Source organism: Aromatoleum anaerobium, assembly GCF_012910705.2.
Taxonomy (GTDB): Bacteria; Pseudomonadota; Gammaproteobacteria; order Burkholderiales; family Rhodocyclaceae; genus Aromatoleum; species Aromatoleum anaerobium.
Map to the genome: position 1 here is coordinate 26,725 of NZ_WTVG02000035.1, position 18,381 is coordinate 45,105.

12 protein-coding genes are annotated in these 18,381 nt (G+C 69.7%); 6 read left to right on the forward strand and 6 right to left on the reverse strand.

Translation table 11 applies throughout. The features are described 5' to 3' along the window. Positions 1-7 precede the first annotated feature (7 nt). The gene (argS, locus tag GO606_RS03275) at positions 8-1,771 is read right to left on the reverse strand and encodes an arginine--tRNA ligase (RefSeq protein WP_169118458.1); all 1,764 of its coding nucleotides are present in this window, start codon (positions 1,769-1,771) and stop codon (positions 8-10) included. Positions 1,772-1,926: 155 nt separating this feature from the next. Here argS and ubiB point away from each other — a divergent pair, with 155 nt between their 5' ends. The 3 genes from ubiB to GO606_RS03295 all read left to right on the forward strand — a co-directional run bounded on the left by ubiB (position 1,927) and on the right by GO606_RS03295 (position 7,387). Beyond that, positions 1,927-3,456, forward strand: a complete 1,530-nt coding sequence (gene ubiB / locus GO606_RS03280; RefSeq protein WP_169118457.1) for a ubiquinone biosynthesis regulatory protein kinase UbiB — start codon at positions 1,927-1,929, stop codon at positions 3,454-3,456. 126 nt (positions 3,457-3,582) lie between these two features. Next, a complete protein-coding gene (gene rocD / locus GO606_RS21910; protein ID WP_169118456.1) occupies positions 3,583-5,739 on the forward strand; it encodes an ornithine--oxo-acid transaminase in 2,157 nt (718 codons plus the stop codon). 181 nt (positions 5,740-5,920) lie between these two features. Next, on the forward strand, positions 5,921-7,387 hold the full coding sequence (locus GO606_RS03295) for a high affinity choline transporter 1 (RefSeq protein ID WP_169118455.1): 1,467 nt from the start codon (positions 5,921-5,923) through the stop codon (positions 7,385-7,387). A gap of 20 nt (positions 7,388-7,407) precedes the next feature. Here GO606_RS03295 and GO606_RS03300 read toward each other — a convergent pair whose 3' ends face one another. Then, positions 7,408-8,460, reverse strand: coding sequence for an asparaginase (locus tag GO606_RS03300; protein ID WP_246979326.1), 1,053 nt, complete (start codon positions 8,458-8,460; stop codon positions 7,408-7,410). Between the two features lie 400 nt (positions 8,461-8,860). Here GO606_RS03300 and hcrC point away from each other — a divergent pair, with 400 nt between their 5' ends. The 3 genes from hcrC to hcrB are packed head-to-tail and all read left to right on the forward strand — an operon-like array spanning position 8,861 to position 12,701. Continuing rightward, positions 8,861-9,337 carry a 4-hydroxybenzoyl-CoA reductase subunit gamma gene (gene hcrC, locus GO606_RS03305; RefSeq protein ID WP_169118453.1) on the forward strand — a complete coding sequence of 159 codons (477 nt, stop codon included), beginning with the start codon at positions 8,861-8,863 and terminating at the stop codon, positions 9,335-9,337. Beyond that, on the forward strand, positions 9,334-11,715 hold the full coding sequence (gene hcrA, locus GO606_RS03310; protein ID WP_169118452.1) for a 4-hydroxybenzoyl-CoA reductase subunit alpha: 2,382 nt from the start codon (positions 9,334-9,336) through the stop codon (positions 11,713-11,715). Before hcrC ends, hcrA begins: the two co-directional genes overlap by 4 nt. Beyond that, on the forward strand, positions 11,712-12,701 hold the full coding sequence (hcrB, locus tag GO606_RS03315) for a 4-hydroxybenzoyl-CoA reductase subunit beta (protein WP_246979328.1): 990 nt from the start codon (positions 11,712-11,714) through the stop codon (positions 12,699-12,701). The genes hcrA and hcrB overlap by 4 nt, the downstream gene beginning before the upstream one ends. 116 nt (positions 12,702-12,817) lie before the next feature. Here hcrB and GO606_RS03320 read toward each other — a convergent pair whose 3' ends face one another. The 4 genes from GO606_RS03320 to GO606_RS03335 form a co-directional block, all read right to left on the reverse strand. Further along, positions 12,818-13,921, reverse strand: coding sequence for a substrate-binding domain-containing protein (locus GO606_RS03320; RefSeq protein ID WP_169118451.1), 1,104 nt, complete (start codon positions 13,919-13,921; stop codon positions 12,818-12,820). Positions 13,922-14,015: 94 nt separating this feature from the next. Continuing rightward, positions 14,016-14,987: a carbon-nitrogen hydrolase family protein gene (locus GO606_RS03325; protein WP_169118450.1), complete on the reverse strand. Its 972-nt coding sequence runs from the start codon at positions 14,985-14,987 to the stop codon at positions 14,016-14,018. Then, complete coding sequence (locus GO606_RS03330) at positions 14,984-17,449, reverse strand: PEP/pyruvate-binding domain-containing protein (protein ID WP_169118449.1); 2,466 nt, start codon at positions 17,447-17,449, stop codon at positions 14,984-14,986. The genes GO606_RS03325 and GO606_RS03330 overlap by 4 nt, the downstream gene beginning before the upstream one ends. Continuing rightward, entirely contained in the window at positions 17,446-18,063 is a 618-nt protein-coding gene (locus GO606_RS03335; RefSeq protein ID WP_169118448.1) for a TetR/AcrR family transcriptional regulator, read from the reverse strand. Before GO606_RS03335 ends, GO606_RS03330 begins: the two co-directional genes overlap by 4 nt. Between the last annotated feature and the right edge of the window lie 318 nt (positions 18,064-18,381).

Here is an 18,381-nt window from a genome sequence, read left to right on the forward strand (position 1 = left end):
TGCGTCGTTACATCGACTGCGGGGCCGACACGCCGAGCAGCGCCAGCGCGGTGGCCAGCACCTGCCGCACCGCTGCCGCCAGCGCGAGCCGCGCCAGACGCAGCGCGGGATCGTCGACGAGCATGCGCTCGGCGTTGTACCAGCTGTGGAACTCCGCGGCGAGGTCCTTCAGGTAGAACGCGATCTGGTGCGGCGCGTAGTCCGCGGCGGCGTTCTGGATCAGCTCGGGGAAGCTGCCGAGGCGCGCGCACAGCGCGAGCTCGCGCTCGTTTTCGAGAAGATCCAGTTGCGCGGCACGCAGTTCGGCCGCGTCGCCGCCCCACTGCTCAAGCACCGAGCAGACGCGGGCGTGCGCGTACTGCACGTAATACACCGGGTTCTCGTTGCTCTGGCTTTTCGCCAGGTCGAGGTCGAAATCGAGGTGCTGGTCGCTTTTCCTCAGCACGTAGAAGAAGCGGCACGCGTCGTTGCCGACTTCGCGGCGCAGTTCGCGCAGCGTGACGAATTCGCCCGAGCGCGTCGACATCGACGCCTTCTGGCCGTTGCGATACAGCACCGCGAACTGCACCAGCGTCACCTCGAGCTTTTCCGGCGGCAGGCCGAGCGCCGCGATCGCTCCCTTGACGCGCGGAATGTAGCCGTGGTGATCGGCGCCCCAGATGTCGATGATGCGGTCGTAGCCGCGCTCGTACTTGTTCAGGTGGTACGCGATGTCGGACGCGAAATACGTGTACAGGCCGTTCTCGCGCTGCACGACGCGGTCCTTCTCGTCGCCGAACGCGGTCGAGCGGAACCACTTCGCGCCGTCCTGCAGATACACGTGGCCGCGTTTTTCGAGCTCGGCGACCGCGCGGTCCACGAGCCCGGTGTCGAACAGGCTCTTCTCCGAGAACCACTTGTCGAAATGCACGCCGAACTCTTCGAGGTCGTCGCGCCCGTCGCCGAGCTGCTCGTTGAGCGCAAAGCCGTGCACGAAGTGGTAGTCCTCGCCGAGCAGCCGCTTGGCGTTGGCGATCAGCATGTCGAGGTGGTCCTCGCGCTGCGTCTTCGCCTCGTCATCCTTGCGCTCGGCAATCGGCAGCCCCGGTGCGCCTTCGAGCACCTGTTCGGCGGTGAAGCCGGCGAAGCGGTCCTGGTGCCCTTCGCGCAGCGCGCGCGCCATGTCGATGACGTAGTCGCCCTGGTAGGCGTTCGGCGGGAACGGGATGTCGACGCCATGCAGCGCGAGATAGCGCAGCCACGTCGACAGCGCGAGGATGTCCATCTGGCGGCCGGCGTCGTTGATGTAGTACTCGCGGGTCACGTCCGAGCCGGCGAAATCGAGCACCGCGGCGAGCGACGCGCCGTAGGCCGCGCCGCGCCCGTGGCCGACGTGCAGCGGGCCGGTCGGGTTCGCCGAGACGAATTCGATCTGCACGCGGGTGCCGGTGTGCGCGCCGCGGCCGAACTCGGCACCGCGTTCGAGCACCCTGCTTACCGCGGCGGTCTTCGCGTCGGCGGCGAGCGTGAAGTTGATGAACCCGGCGCCGGCGACTTCAGTCGCCGCGACCAGCGGCGAGCGCGGCAACTCGGCGAGCAGCAACTCCGCGAGCTCGCGCGGGCGGCGGCGCAGCGGTTTCGCCAGCTGCAGCGCGAGGTTCGTCGCGAAATCGCCGTGGCCGGCCTGTTTCGGCCGTTCGAGGTGGATCGGCGTATCGGCCAGTTCCGGCGCGATGCTCTTGAGCGCGGCGCGCAACAAGGCGGTGAGTTGTACTTTCGAATCGGCGCTCATGGCACTCGGGAAATCGTAAAAGGGCTGAATTATAACGGATCGGCCCCGCCGGACCCGCCGCGCTTCGCAGTTCGCGCGCGGTTGCGCCCGGTTGCGCCTTTCGCCGCCCCGCCTTTCGGGCTAAAGTCCGCGGTTTCCCCTCTTTCACCCCTCCCGTGCGCCTGTTCCGTCTCGCCAAGATCGTCACCGTGGGCCTGCGTTTCGGCCTCGACCAGATGGTGCTCGACGCCGATCCGAGCGGCCGGCTGCTGCGGCTGTGGCACCTCGTGTTCTTCTGGCGCCACCCGTCGTCCCCGCGCGGCGTGCGGCTGCGCCAGGCACTCGAGTCGCTCGGTCCGATCTTCGTCAAGTTCGGCCAGATGCTGTCGACGCGCCGCGACCTGCTGCCGACCGACCTCGCCGACGAGCTCGCGCTGCTGCAGGACCGCGTGCCGCCGTTCCCGACCGAGCAGGCGCTGAAGGTCCTCGAGGACTTCTACGGCCGGCCGGTCGACGATGTCTTCGTCGATTTCGCGCGCACCCCGGTCGCCTCCGCGTCGGTCGCACAGGTGCATTTCGCCGAGCTGCCAGACGGCACCGAAGTCGCGATCAAGATCCTGCGTCCCGGCATCGAGCGCGTCATCGAGCACGACCTCGCGCTGCTCGAGACCGCGGCGCTGCTGCTCGACAAGCTGTGGGTCGAAGGCCGGCGCCTGAAGCCGCGCGAAGTGGTTGCCGAGTTCAGCAAATACCTGCACGACGAGCTCGACCTGATGCGCGAAGCGGCCAACTGCTCGCAGCTGCGGCGCAATTTCAAGGACTCGGCGCTGCTCGTCGTGCCCGAAGTCTATTGGGACTGGTGCGGCAAGTCGGTGATGGTCATGGAGCGCATGCACGGCGTGCCGATCTCGCAGCTCGCGACGCTGCGCGCGCAGGGCACGGACCTGAAGGCGCTGTCGCGCGCCGGCGTCGAGATTTTCTTCACGCAGGTGTTCCGCGACGGCTTCTTCCACGCCGACATGCATCCGGGCAACATCTTCGTGCATGCCGACGGGCGCTACATCGCGCTCGACTTCGGCATCGTCGGCACACTGACCGAAGTCGACAAGAACTACCTCGCGCAGAACTTCCTCGCCTTCTTCAAGCGCGACTACAATCGCGTCGCGCGCGCGCACATCGAAGCCGGCTGGGTGCCCGCGCACACCCGCGTCGACGAGTTCGAAGGCGCGATCCGCGCGGTGTGCGAGCCGATCTTCGATCGCCCGCTGAAGGACATCTCGTTCGGCAAGACGCTGTTGCGCCTGTTCCAGACCGCGCGCCGCTTCGAGATGGAAGTCCAGCCGCAGCTCGTGCTGCTGCAGAAGACGCTGCTGAATATCGAGGGCCTCGGGCGCCAGCTCGACCCGGATCTCGATCTGTGGAAGACCGCGAAGCCGTTCCTCGAACGCTGGATGGACGAGCGCATGGGCTGGCGCGCGCTGCTGCGCGGCGTGCGCGACGAGGCGCCGGCGTGGGCCGGCACGCTGCCGCAGCTGCCGCGCCTGATGCATCAGGCGCTGGTCGAGCCGGCGCTGCACCACGCTGTCCAGCGCGAGCAGCTCGAGCGCCTCACCGCGGCGCAGCGCTTCCAGGGGCGCCTGCTCGCCGTCGTCGCGCTGCTGCTCGCGGCGATCGTCACGATCGAGCTGTACCGCGGCTTCGCCTGAGCGGCTGCACCGGGAGCAGTCGACGCGGCGCCACGCGTTGCGGCGGCTGAACGAATCCCTGCCGCCCACGTCGAACCGTCAAGCATTTTGACTTGTTCGTCCGCAGCTGCGGTCTGGGAGGATGTCATGACGCATTCAGCCCCGCTTCATATCTCGAACGATTCCGCGGCGCATGCCGCTGTCAGCATCCTCGGCGTCGCGTCGGCGCTTGGCGCGCCCGGAAGCGGCCCCGATGCGGGCCCGGCGGCGCTGCAGGCGTCCGGCCTCGTCGCGCGGCTGCGCGGCCTCGGCATCACCGCGGCATGGGAGCAGACGCTGCTGCCGCACGACTCAGCGGCGCCGGGCGCGTCGATGGAGGAACGCCTGAAGAGCGTCGGCGACCTGGCACGAAGCGTCGCCGACCAACTCGCCGCGCTCGACCCGGCGCGCTTCCCGCTGATCCTCGGCGGCGACCATGCGATCGCGATCGGCACCTGGCCGGCGATCGCCAGCCGCGTCGCGGCGCGCGGCACGCTCGGGCTGATCTGGATCGACGCCCACCTCGACAGCCACACCGACGCCAGCACCCATTCCGGCAACATCCACGGCATGCCGCTCGCGGCCGTGCTCGGCGAAGGCGACCCGCTGCTGACCGGCATCCCCGGCCCGCGCCTCGACCCGCACAACGTCTGCATCATCGGCGCGCGCTCGTGGGAGCCGGAAGAGTTCGAGCGCCTGCAGCGGCTCGGCGTGACGATCTTCGATATGGCGACGATCCGCGAGCGGGGGCTGTCGGCGGTGTTCTCCGACGCGCTCGGCGTCGTGCGGCGCAACACCGCTGCGTTCGGCGTCACGCTCGATCTCGACGCGCTCGATCCGGCGATCTTTCCGGCGGTGACATGTATCGAAAGCAGCGGTCTCGCGGCCGACGAGCTTTCCGACGCGCTGCTCGCGCTACGCGCGTGCCCCGACTTCACGGCATTCGAGATCGTCGAATACGTGCCCGAACTCGATCCGCTCGGCGCGGGCGCCGGCTGGATCGCCGAATTCGCCGGCGCCGCGCTCGGCCCGGGCACTGCGCTGCTGCGCGCCCAGGAACAGCATTTCGGCGCGCACAACTACGCGCCGCTGCCGGTGGTGTTCCATCGCGGCAAGGGCGTCTGGCTGTGGGACGTCGAGGGGCGGCGCTACCTCGACATGATGAGCGCGTATTCGGCGGTGAGCTTCGGTCACGCCCACCCGCGCCTGCTGCGCGCGCTCAACGACCAGGCGCAGCGCCTCGCGCTGACGTCGCGCGCGTATTCGAACGACCGCCTGCCGCTGCTGCTCGAGCGGCTGTGCGCAATGTTCGGCTTCGAGCGCGCGCTGCCGGTCAACACCGGCCTCGAAGCCGTCGAAACCGCGCTCAAGACGGTGCGCAAGTGGGCGTACAAGGTCAAGGGCGTCGCGACGGACCGTGCCCAGATCATCGCCTGCCAGGGCAACTTCCACGGTCGTTCGATCGCGATCGTCGGCATGTCGTCGGAGCCCCAGTACCGCGACGGCTTCGGGCCGTTCCCGCCCGGTTTCAAGCTGATCCCGTACGGCGACGCCGACGCGCTCGAAGCCGCGATCACGCCGGACACCGCCGCCTTCCTCGTCGAGGCGGTCCAGGGGGAAGGCGGCATCATCGTGCCGCCGGCCGGTTATCTCGCGCGCTGCGCCGAGATCTGCCGCCGCAACAACGTGCTGCTGATCGTCGACGAAGTGCAGACCGGGCTCGGACGCACCGGCCGGCTGCTCGCGTGCGAGCACGAAGGCGTGCATCCGGACGGGCTGATCCTCGGCAAGGCGCTGGGCGGCGGCCTGCTGCCGGTGTCGGCGTTCCTCGCCGACGCCGCAGTGATGGACGTGCTCCACCCCGGCGACCACGGCTCGACGTTCGGCGGCAATCCGCTCGGCGCGGCCGTCGCGCTGGAAGTCCTCGACTTGCTCGAGGAAACGCGGCCGTGGGAAAACGCCGCGCGTCTCGGCGAACACCTGATGCGGCGGCTCGCCGACGGTGCGCCGCCGTGCGTGACGGCGGTGCGCGGCCGCGGCCTGCTGGTCGGCATCGAGCTCGACCCGCGCATCCTCGACGCCGCGACCGGCGCCGAACTGCTGCTCGCACGCGGCATCGCGACGAAGGACACGCACCACACGGTGTTGCGCTTCGCGCCGCCGCTGGTGATCGACGACGCCGTCCTCGACGCGGGGATCGACGTGATCCTCGACACGCTCGCGACTGCGAGCCGCCGCCGCGAGCACGGGCCGTTGCACGGCTGAGCGCAGCGCGCTTGCGCACTCGGGGACGGGACGACGAAGTTCGGCACAATCGTCGCCACACTCGTCGGCCCGTTCGCCGGCCCGATCGGGCGCGAATTCGGATCGATTCGGGCGGCCCTCGCGACGAAATTCGTTGCTAAACTTCGGCCCGCTCAATCCACGTCCCCGGAAGAACCCGCCCATGCTGATCGGCTTCGTCATCGCTTACCTGCTGGTTTCGATCGGCGTCGGGCTGTACGCGGCGACGCGGGTCAGGAACACCGCCGACTACGTCGCCGCCGGGCGCCACCTGCCGCTGTACATCGTCACCGCGACGGTGTTCGCGACGTGGTTCGGCTCGGAAACCGTGCTCGGCATTTCCGCGACGTTCATCGACGAAGGCCTGCGCGGCCTGTGGTCCGATCCGTTCGGCGCGTCGCTGTGCCTGATCCTCGTCGGCCTGTTCTTCGCGCGCCCGCTCTATCGCATGAACCTGCTGACGCTCGGCGACTACTACCGGCTACGCTACGGGCGCACCGTCGAAGTGCTGTGCTCGATCGCGATCGTCGTCTCCTACCTCGGCTGGGTCGCGGCGCAGATCACCGCGCTCGGCCTGGTGTTCAACATCCTCTCTGACGGAGCGATCACGAACGAGGCCGGCATGATGATCGGCGCCGCGGTGGTGCTGGTGTATACGCTGTTCGGCGGCATGTGGTCGGTGGCGCTGACCGACTTCATGCAGATGATCGTCATCATCGCCGGGCTGTTCTACATCGCGTGGCTGGTCGGCGACATGGCCGGCGGCGTCGGCACGGTCGTCAGCCACGCGAACGCCGCCGGCAAGCTGAACTTCCTGCCCGCGCTCGACCCGGCCGACATCATCGCCTTTCTCGCCGGCATCCTGACGATGGGGTTCGGCTCGATCCCGCAGCAGGACGTGTTCCAGCGGCTGAACTCGGCGCGCGACGAGAAGATCGCCGTGCGCGGCACGCTGCTCGGCGGCTCCGGCTACTTTCTCTTCGCGTTCGTGCCATTGTTCATCGCGTACTCGGCGACGCTGATTGACCCCGAACTGGTCGCCCGCTACCAGCAAAGCGACAGCCAGCACGTCCTGCCGCAGCTGATCCTCGCGCACACGCCGCTGTTCGCGCAGGTGATGTTCTTCGGCGCGCTGCTGTCGGCGATCATGAGCACCGCTTCGGGGACGCTGCTCGCGCCCTCGGTGACCTTCTCCGAGAACATCCTGCGCGGCACGTTCCGCCACCTCGACGATCGCCAGTTCCTGCTGCTCACGCGGATCATCGTCGTCGCGTTCGCGCTGCTGATCACGTGGTATGCGACATACACCGAGGAGACGATCCACGGCATGGTCGAGAACGCCTACAAGGTCACGCTCGCGACCGCCTTCGTGCCGCTCGCGTTCGGCCTGTACTGGAAGCGCGCCAGCACGCAGGGCGCGCTGGTGTCGATCCTGGCCGGCCTCGTCGTCTGGGTGCTGCTCGAGATCGCCGCCCCCGACGCCGACGTCCCGCCGCATTTCGCCGGCATGCTCGCGGGCATCGTCGGCATGATCGCCGGTTCGCTGCTGCCGCAGACGCTGGTCAAGCCCGTCCACGGCCACGTCGCCGCGCACCTGCAGACGCAGCACCAGTCGCACGCGGGGCGCTGAACGGCCCCCGCGGGCGCCGTTCAGTACTGGTCGAAGCAGCGCTGCAGCTCGCCGGCGTCGCGCGAACGGCCGAGCGCGAGCATCAGCAGGATGCGGGCCTTGTGCGGATTCAGCGAGTTCGCCGCGACGGTGCCGAGCACCGCGTCGTCGGCCGACGCCGTGACCACGCCCTGTCCGACGCGGCTCGAGCGCACGACCGCGACGCCGTGGCGTGCCGCCTCTTCGGCGCCGGCGCGCGCCGCCGGCGAAAGACCACCGTTGCCGCAGCCGGCAACGACGATGCCGCGCGCGCCCGCGGAAATCGCGGCGCGATAGTGGTGCAGCCCCGCGCCCTGGTGGTCGTAGAGGATGTCGACGTGCGGCAGCTCACCGATCGCGGCGAGCGAGAACTCGCTGTCGACGGTGTGCCGGCACAAGGGCGCGGTGAAGAAATGAACCTTGCCCGCGGCGACTTCGCCGAGGTTGCCCTGCTCGAACGCGCGAAACGCGTCAGGCACGGTGGTGGCCGCCTTGGTCACGAAGCGCGCGGCGCCGATGCGGTCGTTCATCATCACCAGCACGCCCTTGCCGTGCGCCGCCGTGCAGGTGGCGACGAGAAAAGCGTTGTACAGGTTCAGCGGCCCGTCGGCGCTCAACGCGGTCGCCGGACGCATCGCGCCCGCGAGCACGACCGGCTTCGCGCTCTTCAGCACAAGATTCAGGAAATACGCCGTCTCCTCGAGCGTGTCGGTGCCGTGCGTGATGACGATGCCGTCGACATCGGGCTGGCCGAGCAGCGCATCGACGCGGCGGGCGATCTTCAGCAGCAGCGCATTGTCGATGTCGCGGCTGTCGACATTGGCGAGCTGCTCGCCGCGGACCTCGGCGAGCGTCCGCAGTTGCGGCACGGCGGCGAGCAGCTCGTCGGTGGTCGCGCCGACGGTGTAGTCGTGGAGCTGCGTCGCCTCGCCCGCCACCGCCGCGATCGTGCCGCCGGTGCCGAGCAGCACGATGCGCGGCCGCGCCGGCTGCCCTTCGCCCGTCGCGGCGCGCGATCCTTGTTCCGCTACGCCAGCCGTGTTGCCGGAATTCATCGCACAGGCTCTCCGGGTTTCGATGCCGGCCATTGTTCGCTTCGGCCCCCGCAAGGTCAAATCACGCCCCTGCCCGGATCGCACGCCCGTCGGGGGCGTCAGCGGGGCGCCTGCCACAAAAGTTGCGGCAGCTGTTGCGTGCCTTTCGGGCGACGGCATAAACCCCGCCCGTTTGTTGCAGCCGCGGGAGTTCAACGCTCTCGCGCCATGAAACTTCTTCCTTGAAATTCATATTGTTGCATCGCCTACCTCGCAGGCGACCGATGCTTTCCGCTTCATATTTTCCGGCGTCCCGAACGGTGCTAGCATCGCTTCACGTTAAATTGTTTGATATCAAACATTGATGCCGGACCGGCGATGAACGCACCCGCGGCCGCGGCGATCCGCACAAGGAGGCGACATGAAGACCCTGCTGACACTTTCGGTGAATGGCCGGCCGCGCGAGGACGCAGTGGCCGGGAATGCGTTGCTGATCGACTACCTGCGCGACACCCTCGGCCTGACGGGCACGAAGCAGGGCTGCGACGGCGGCGAGTGCGGCGCCTGCACGGTGCTCGTCGACGGCCAGCCGCGGCTTGCGTGCTGCACGCTCGCGCACAGCGTCGCCGGGCGCTCGATCGAGACGATCGAAGGCCTCAGTCACGAGGGCAACCTGTCGCGCCTGCAGCGCGCGTTCCACGAACACCTCGGCAGCCAGTGCGGCTTCTGTACGCCGGGCATGATCATGGCGGCCGAAGCGCTGCTGCGCCGCACCCCGCAGCCGTCGCGCGACGAGATCCGCGCGGCGCTCGCCGGCAACCTGTGCCGCTGCACCGGCTACGTGAAGATCATCGAATCGGTCGAGGCGGCGGCCGGCTGCGAGGAGGTGCCGGCATGAACGCGCCCGATCGCGAACTGCGCACGCTCGGCGCGGCCGCGGCGCCGCGCGGCGTCGGCGCCCGCCTGCCGCTCATCGACGGCGTCGAGAAAGTCACCGGCACGGCCCGCTACACTGCCGACCTGCCGGCCCAGGGCGCGCTGGTCGGCAAGATCCTGCGCAGCCCCTACGCGCACGCCGAGCTGCTCGAGGTCGACATCAGCGAAGCGCTGAAGCTGCCCGGCGTGCGCGGCATCGTCACCGGTGACGACTGCGATACGCCTTACGGGGTGATCCCGATCGCGCAGAATGAATTCCCGCTCGCGCGCGGCCGCATCCGCTATGTCGGCGAGCCGGTCGCCGCCGTCGCCGCGATTGACGAGGCGACCACCGACGCGGCGCTCGCGCTGATCCGGCTGAAGGTGCGCGAACTGCCGGCCTATTTCGCCGCGGCCGATGCGCGCAAGGCCGACACTGTGCTGCTGCACGACAACAAGAAAGGCAACATCGAGCGCGAGGTGCACAACGAGTTCGGCGACACCGCCGCCGGTTTCGCAGCGGCCGACCTGATCCGCGAGGACACCTTCGAGTGCGCCGAAGTCCACCACGCGATGATGGAGCCGAACGCCGCGCTCGCGGCGTGGGACAACGAGCGCGGGCACCTCACGCTGTGGTCGGTGACCCAGGTGCCGTACTACGTGCATGAATCGCTGTCGCGCTGCATGAAGCTCGACGCGGCCTATATCCGCGTCATCAAGCCGTTCGTCGGCGGCGGCTTCGGTCACCGCGTCGAGACGCTGAACTTCGAGATCATCGCCGGGCTGCTCGCCCGCGCGGCACGCGGCACCGTGCGCCTGCTGCAGACGCGCGAGGAAGCCTTCCTCACGCACCGCGGCCGGCCGCAGACTCAGGTCCGCATGAAGCTCGGCCTGACGCGCGACGGGCGCATGACCGCCTGCGAGGCCGAGGTCGTGCAGCGTGGCGGCGCGTACGGCGGCTACGGGCTGGTGACTATCCTGTATGCAGGCGCGCTGTTGAACGGCCTCTACGACCTTCCCGCGGTCAAGTACGACGGCTACCGCGTCTACACGAACAACCCGCCGTGCGGCGCGATGCGTGGCCACGGCACGGTCAACATCCGTTTCGCGTTCGAATCGCTGCTCGACATGATGGCGGCCGAGCTCGGCCTCGACGTGTTCGCGGTGCGCCGCCGCAACCTGCTCAAGGCGCCAACCGAGACAATCAACGGCCTCAAGGTGATGAGCTACGGCCTGCCCGAGTGCCTCGACTGGGTCGAGCAGGCGAGCGGCTGGCGCGACCGCGCCCCCCGGCTCAAGGCGAACGGCGACGGCCCGATCAAGCGCGGCATCGGCATCGCCTGCTCGCACTTCGTCAGCGGCTCGGCCAAACCGGTGCATTTCACCGGCCAGCCGCACGCGACGATCGCGCTGCGCATCGACTTCGACGCCGGCATCACGATCCTCACCGGCGCCTCCGACATCGGCCAGGGCTCGTCGACGATCATCAGCCAGGTCGTCGCCGAGATCCTCGGTGTGAGCTACCGCCGCCTGCGCGTGGTCGCGACCGATTCGGCGCTGACGCCGAAGGACAACGGCTCGTATTCGTCGCGCGTCACCTTCATGGTCGGCAATGCGGCGGCGGATGCCGCGCAGAACCTCAAGCGCGTGCTCGTCGCCGCAGCGGCGAAGCGCCTGCAGGTCAGCGAGGCCGAGGTCGACTGGCTCGGCGAAGCCGCCGCGGTCGTCGGCGACCCGGCGCGCCAGATCCCGTTCCACGACGTCGTCGAGGAAGCGCTGGTCGGCACCGGCATGCTGACCGTCAAGGGCACTTTCACCTGCCCGGTCGAGTTCCAGGGCGGCAAGCAGCGCGGCGGCGCGGTCGGCTCGACGATGGGCTTCTCGTATGCCGCGCAGGCCGTCGAAGTCAGCGTCGACACCGAGCTCGGCAAGGTCACCGTCGACAAGGTCTGGTCGGCGATCGACTGCGGCTTCGCGATCAACCCGATGTCGGTCGAAGGCCAGGTCCAGGGCGCGATCTGGATGGGCATGGGGCAGGCGATCTCGGAGGAAACCGTGTATGAGAACGGCCGCCACAAGGCGGTCAGTCTGCTCGACTACCGCGTGCCGACGATCGTCGAATCGCCCGACATCGCAGTGCATATCGTCGAGAGCCTCGACCCGAACGGCCCGTTCGGCGCGAAGGAAGCGAGCGAAGGGCCGCTCGCGGGCGTTATGTCCGCGATCGCCGCCGCGATCGAGGACGCCACCGGCACCCGCATCCAGGCAACGCCCTTCACGCCGGACCGCGTGTTCGACGCGCTGCACCGCAAACCCCGCGTCGGCGCCCCTGCGCCGGCCACCGCAAAAGGAGAAGCATGATGGGCGCGCTGTCCGATTTCAGTGTATTGCGTCCGGCGAGCGCCGCCGACGCGGTCCGCCTGCGCGGCGAACATCCCACCAGCCGCTTCATCGCCGGCGGCACCGACCTCGTGCCGAACATGCGGCGCGGCCTCGTCAGCACCGATATCGTCATCGACCTCGGCAACGTCGGGGAGATGCGCGAGCTGCAGCACCAGGGCGGCACGCTGCGCATCGGCGCCGGCGTCACGCTCGCGACGCTCGCCGCCGACCCGAGGGTCCGCGCGCGCCTGCCGGCCCTCGCCCAAGCCGCACTGTGCGTCGCCGGCCCGACGCACCGCACCGCGGCGACGCTCGGCGGCAACCTGTGCCTCGAAACGCGCTGCCAGTACTTCAACCAGAGCGAGAGCTGGCGCCAGGGCAACAACTACTGCATGAAGCTCGCCGGCGACACCTGCCGCGTCGCGCCGAAATCGAGCCGCTGTTACGCCGCCTTCAGCGGCGATGTCGCACCCGCGCTGCTCGCGCTCGGCGCCGAGGTCGAGCTCCTCGGCCCGCAAGGGATCCGGCGCCTGCCGCTCGCCGAACTCTACGTCGACGACGGCATGCGCTGGCTCGCGCTGGGGGCCGACGAGCTGCTGTTCGCCGTCACCGTGCCGCTCGTCGCCGGCCGGGTCAGCGGCTACGAGAAGCTGCGCGTGCGCGGCGCGATCGACTTCCCGCTCGCCGGCGTCGCGGTGGTGCTGCGGCGCGACGGCGACGCGCTCGGCGAACTGCGCATCGCCTGCACCGGTGTGTCGTCGCGGCCCGAATTCGTCGGCGGCCTCGACGCGCTCGCCGGGCAGCCGCTCGACGATGCTGCGTTCGCAGTCATCGAACGCCAGATCAAGCGCACGATCCAGCCGATGGAAACGACGACCGTCAGCGTGCCGTACCGCCGCCGCGCGACGCCGGTGCTCGCGAAGCGCCTCGTGCGTAGGCTGTGGGACGAAGCGAAGCGACGCTGACGACTCGCGAAGAAATCCTCACGACAAGAAGGCGGATGAGCCGCAGGCCGGGTCTGCCCACCGGGGAGCGTCGGCACGGACGTGGCCGGGATCCGGCAGGGGCCGCGCCTGCCGCGCTACTTGTACCAGGGCAGCGTGCGCCGCAGCGACACGATCTCGCCTGCGGCTTCGGCATCGTAGCCCGGCACCGCCCCGGCCAGCCGCCGAAAATCCGCGCTGCGCAACACGCCGATGACCGCCTCCATTGCCGTCGTGCCCAGCGCATCCTTGAGGCAGACGAGAAAATACTGTTCGTGCGCGAGCGGCACGAAGTCGAGTCCGAAGCGCGCGGCCGCGGCGCGCAGGCCGAAGCCACAGCTCGCGCTGCCGGCAGCGACGTTCGCCGCGACCGACAGATGGGTGGGCTCCTCGGTGTCGTAGCCGACCACCGCCGCGGACGGCACGTCCGCGCGCGCGAGCAGTTCATCGAACATCAGCCGCGTGCCGGAACCCCGCAGGCGATTGACGAACACCACGCCAGGCCGGTCGAGGTCGTTCAGCGAGACCAGCCCGAGCGGGTTGCCGGGTGCGACGATCAGCCCCTGCTCGCGGCGGGCGAAGCGGATCAGCTTGTGCACGCCGAGCCGCAGTTCGCGCCCGAGGGCGAGGTGGATCCGCGAGCCGCGCCGGCACAGCCGCTCGTCATCGAGCGGCAGGTGGATGCCCGCCACGGTGCACGCACCGGCATTGAGGCGTTCGAGCGCGCGCGTGCTGCCGACGTATTCGACATCGAGCAGCACGCGCGCGCCGCGCAACAACGAGTCCCGCAGCACGCCGAACAGCAGGTCGTGGCTCGCACAGGCCGGCAGCAGCCTCAGCCCCGGATCGACCGCCAGCAACAGTTCGCGGTCGAGCTGGCCGGCGAGGCTCTCCGCCTGTGGCAACAGGCGCGCGAGGATGCGCTTTTCCGCCCACAGCAGACGTTCGCCGAACGCCGACAGCCGCGCCGCCCGGCCCTGGCCGCTGGCGAGCAGCGCCTGGCCGAAAACTGCCTCGTGCTTCTTCAGCTCGCCCCACAGATGACGGTACGACAGCCCGAGCTGCGTCGCCGCCTTGCCGATCGATCCTTGCACACGGATCGCGTCGAGCATCGCCAGCAGCGGATTCTGCAGCTGCAGTGCCGCTGCAGGCGACGCCCCGGCCACGCCGGCGACGAAACGGTAGTCGAGTTTCACGCTCATCGAAAAAGCTTACCCGAAAACGCTGCGGCGACTTTCGTCCGGCACGCAGCAGATCGACAGCAGTCCGCATCACGTCCCGCTCGGCGGGGGCGGCTCACGATGATCCGGTGGCGCAGATCCGTCTGGCCACGCCGGCACGCTGCGGATGCCTGCCGTACCAGCGCCGGCCGAGGGCTTCGAACCAGCGAAAGAGCTTGAAGTCGGACGGCACGGAGCCGATCCACGGCCGGTAACGATCGCATTCCGGCGGCAACGTCCGACGCTTGCGCCCGGCAACGAGGCGGACCGGCGCGACGATGACGCCTTCACCGTCGCCCACGCGCGCGACTTCCCGGCCGTCGCTGTCGGCGATGTGCGAGAAGCCGGGAAAGCGCGAGGTCTGCCGCGGCCAGATTCCGGGCAGGTCGGTTTCCCACGGCCCCCATTTGTTCGCCATCAGCACCGGCACGCCGACGCCGGCGGCGATCTGCGTCGCGCCGTCGCGGAAGGCGGCGTGGTAGGCGTCGATGCGCTTCTGGGTGTAGAGGAAGTTCCGCATCGGCGTCGGCGCCGACATCGGCATCAGCGCGAGGTCGGGGTCGCCGGCGAGCAGCTTGTCCCAGACTGCGTGCAGGCTGCTGTCGTAGCAGATGGCGACGCCGATGCGGCCGATCGCCGTCGGAATGACGTGGTCGTCGTCGCCGCCGGCGAAGACGTAGGCTTCGAGCGAGCACGGGTGCGACTTGCGCACGCGGCCGGCGATGGCGCCGTCGGGCGCAGCGAGCGCGAAGGTGTTGAAGAAGTCCTCGCCCCGGGCTTCCAGGTAGCTGCCGCCGATGTGCAGGCCGTGGCGGCGGGCCACTGCCGTCAGCCAGGTTTCGCTCGGCCCGCCCTGCGGCTCGGCGCTGTGCCAGGAGTGGGCGTTGAGTTCGAAGCCGGTCGAGAACAGCTCGGGCAGCAGCACCAGTGCCGCGCCGCAGCGGGCGGCCTCGCCGGCCCAGCGGCCGGCGCGCGCGAGGTTGCCGGCGATGTCGCCGTTCTTGCTTTCCATCTGCACGGCGGCGACGGTCAGGGTGCGGTCAGTCATGGCCTTCTTTGCTTCATGTTTGAAATCCTGCGCACCGTGCCGCGCCCGCCGTCGACTTCGAGCGGCTCGCCGTCGGCAAGCGCGGCAAGGATGCCCGGCAGGTTGACGACGGCCGGGATGCCGAATTCGCGCGCAACGATGGCGCCATGCGACAGGTAGCCGCCGGTTTCCATGACCAGGCCGCCGGCCTTCAGGAAGAGCGGCGTCCACGCCGGGTCGGTCGACGGCGCGACGAGAATGTCGCCGGCGGCCAGCCGGCCGCCGTCCTCCGGGCAGCGGATCACGCGCACCGGACCGGCGGCGAGCCCGGCGCCGACGGCGGTGCCGCGCCACAGACCGCCGGCCGCATCGGCCGCCGCCGGGACGGTAACGGGAGCGGCGACGCCTTCGTGGATCACGTCCGGCGCCGGGTTCGCCTCCCACTCGGCGAACAGCCGCTCGCGGTCGGCGACGCGGTGGCGCAACGCGGCGCCCTGGAGCCGGCCGGCGAGCGCGGCGGCGACTTCCGGCGGGATCAGGTGGAAGACCTGTTCGGCCCGCTCCAGACAACCGCGCGCCGTCAGCCGCCGGCCGATTTCCAGTACCAGCAGGCGGCCGATTTCGCCATAGGCGATGAAGGCGCTGCGCGCCGCTTCGCGGTCGTTGCATTCGGCGGTGGCGGCCTTGGCCAGCGCCAGCGCCCAGCGCCGCGCCCACCCCGGCAGGCGGACGAGCCGCGCGCGGGCGGCTTGCCTCGCCTCGGCCTGACGTGCGGCCAGGCGTGAGGGCAGCGCCGGATCGCCGTCCATCAATTCGGCGATTCTCCGCAGCAGGTAGGCGGGGTCTTCGCGCCAGCGCGGGTTGCGCGAATACGTTTCGTAGATGCCGCGGTGGCCGTAGCGTTCGATGAAGGCGGCAAAGCGGCGGCGGAAGGGGCTGTCATCAGGCAGCCCTTGCCAATCGTTGGCGCCGGCGCGCAGCAGCGCGGCGGCGGCCGGCTCAGCAGCGGCAATGGCCGCGAGCGCCTGCAGTTCGTAGCTTTGGCGGGCGGTGACGCTCGGCTCGCCGCCGGCCAGCAGCGCGGCGGCGAGCGCGTGCGCTTCGCCGGGCAGATGGCGTTCGATCAGGTCGAGCAGCAGCGACAGGCTGCCGCCGCCCGATCCCTGCAGGAACAGCAGGCCGCTTTGCCGGCGGGTATGCAGCCCGACCATGAACAGGCGTCGGCCCAGTTCTTCGTTGTCGAGCGCGGCGAGGTTCTCGGCGCGCCACGCGGCGCAGGCGGCATGGGCCTCGTCCACCTGGCGCCGGCCGAGGCGGCGCACGCGACCCGACCGGACGACGTAGCGCAGCATGCGCAGCGCGCGCACGGTGCGTTCCTTGAAGCCGGCGGGCGGCACCGCGATCTCCGGATGGTGACCGCCGAGCAGCTGGTTCATCGCCGCCGGGGCGATGCCGACGGCGTCGTAGCCTTCCCACTGGAGCAGCGCGGCATTGAGGTAGAGCCGCCCCGAAAACAGCGCGGCGCGTTGCGCGCCGGGCAGCAGCGGGTAGCCGGCGAGCCGCCAGCCCTGTTCGAGGAGCAGGTTCACCAGCCGCCGCGAGAAGGCCCAATCGCCGGCGGACATGACGTGCGGCAGGGCGTCGCGGGTGTTGCCGTCGGACCACAGCGCCGCCTGCCCGGCAAGCGCCGGATAGGTGTGCCACGGGCGGGCGGTGACCGGGCGGGCCTGGACGAGGTGAAAGCGCTCGCCATCCCACACCCATTCGATGTCGAACCACGGCGCACCGTAGTCGAGGGCGAAGGCGGTTTCGCGCACCAGTTCGGCGAGTTCGACGGCGCCGGCGTCGGCGAGGCCAGCGGACGGCCCCTGCCGGCGGATGACGGCGTAGTCCTCGCTGACCGGGTCGGCTTCGAGGACGATTTCCTCGCCGTTCACCCGACCGGAAACGAGCGCGTCGGCAAGGCCTGGAACGGCGTTGATCACCACCTGGTCGTCGCGTCCGCTCGCCGGGTCGCAACTGAAGGCGACACCGGCGGCGACGGCCGGCAGCATCGGCATGACCACCACTGCCATCGCGGCTTCATGGATGCCCAGGCGCTCGCGGTAGGCGACTGCCTGCGGCGTCGACAGCGAAGCCCAGACGGCGCGCACCGCCTCGGCCACCGCCGCGCCCCCGGTCACGTTCAACGCGCTGTGGTGGATACCGGCGAACGACGCGCGCTGCGAGTCTTCCATCGGCGCCGATGAGCGCACCGCGAGCGGCGTGCTTTCCCAGCCGCGCTGGCCAAGCGCCTCGGCGACGACGCCATCGAGGTCGAGGCACGCCGCCTGCGCGAAAGCCGCTGTGGTCAGCACGAAACCGTCGGGCACCGGCAGACCGTAGCGCGCCAGCCGGCCGAGCTGGTGGCCCTTGCCGCCGGCGAGGCGCGGCCCGGCTTCGGCCGCAGCAGCAAAATCGATGATCAGCGGCGTCGCGCTCATGCTTGACCCCCGGCGCGGGCGCCGCCCAGGAAGAGATCGAGCATGGCGTCGAAGTCGGCGGCGAGCGACGCGCCGGGCGTGCGCAGCCAGCGCATGACGGTGCACAGGTACATGAACTGCAGGGTGTCGGCGAGCTGCTGCGTCGGCAAGTCGGCGCGGATTTCCCCGCTCGCCTGCCCTTCGGCCAGCAGCCGGGCGTAGATCTGGTCGAGACCGCTGCGGTTGTCGCGACCCAGGGTATCCACCGGTTGCGAGAGGCGGTAGTGCAGGTAGGGCGCCATATAGTCGCGGAAGCGCTCGGCGAAGTCCGCCGCCCGGTGCAGGAAGGCGCGCAGCCGCGCCGCGCAGCCGGGCAGCGTCGCCAGCTCGGCGAACAGCGCCGGCATCGCCGCCGCCAGATCGACGTGGAAGCGGTGGTGCAGGAGCGCCTCTTTGACCGGGAAATGGTTGTACAGCGTGCCTTTGGCGACGTCGGCGGCGACGGCGATCTGCTCCATGGTGACCTTGTCGTAGCCGAACTCGGCGAAGAGGTCGAAGGCGGCCTGAACCAGGTGGTCCGCGGTCTGCTGGCGCTTACGGGCGCGGCGGCCGTCCGGCGCGGCAGGGATGGACATGAATCGTCCCCTATTAATATACGACGTTCAATATCGTACGTCGTATATTAATTTTCCGCAATCGGAGATGGGCAAGAGCCTGCGCAAAAAACAACGGTCATTTTTGCCACGACGGCATGGCATGAAGTGGCGAGCAGCCGGCACCGCACGCTTCGCCTTCGCCATTTGAGGGCGCTACAAACGGGAAGCGGCGCAGCGCGGCGGACGAATTTATGCACTCTTTTGCCGATGCAGGACTCCCCCAACCAGCGTCGGACTGGCCCGCCACACGCGGCTTTGGTAAAAGAACTTGCGTACGCGCGGTGTTCCCGCGACAGC

Excerpts from the sequence above, each read along its gene's own strand:
- argS (WP_169118458.1), bottom strand. The coding sequence starts at position 1,771 with ATGAGCGCCGATTCGAAAGTACAACTCACCGCCTTGTTGCGCGCCGCG.
- rocD (WP_169118456.1), top strand. The coding sequence starts at position 3,583 with ATGACGCATTCAGCCCCGCTTCATATCTCGAACGATTCCGCGGCGCAT.
- GO606_RS03295 (WP_169118455.1), top strand. The coding sequence starts at position 5,921 with ATGCTGATCGGCTTCGTCATCGCTTACCTGCTGGTTTCGATCGGCGTC.
- GO606_RS03300 (WP_246979326.1), bottom strand. The coding sequence starts at position 8,460 with ATGAATTCCGGCAACACGGCTGGCGTAGCGGAACAAGGATCGCGCGCC.
- hcrC (WP_169118453.1), top strand. The coding sequence starts at position 8,861 with ATGAAGACCCTGCTGACACTTTCGGTGAATGGCCGGCCGCGCGAGGAC.
- hcrA (WP_169118452.1), top strand. The coding sequence starts at position 9,334 with ATGAACGCGCCCGATCGCGAACTGCGCACGCTCGGCGCGGCCGCGGCG.
- hcrB (WP_246979328.1), top strand. The coding sequence starts at position 11,712 with ATGATGGGCGCGCTGTCCGATTTCAGTGTATTGCGTCCGGCGAGCGCC.
- GO606_RS03320 (WP_169118451.1), bottom strand. The coding sequence starts at position 13,921 with ATGAGCGTGAAACTCGACTACCGTTTCGTCGCCGGCGTGGCCGGGGCG.
- GO606_RS03325 (WP_169118450.1), bottom strand. The coding sequence starts at position 14,987 with ATGACTGACCGCACCCTGACCGTCGCCGCCGTGCAGATGGAAAGCAAG.
- GO606_RS03330 (WP_169118449.1), bottom strand. The coding sequence starts at position 17,449 with ATGAGCGCGACGCCGCTGATCATCGATTTTGCTGCTGCGGCCGAAGCC.
- GO606_RS03335 (WP_169118448.1), bottom strand. The coding sequence starts at position 18,063 with ATGTCCATCCCTGCCGCGCCGGACGGCCGCCGCGCCCGTAAGCGCCAG.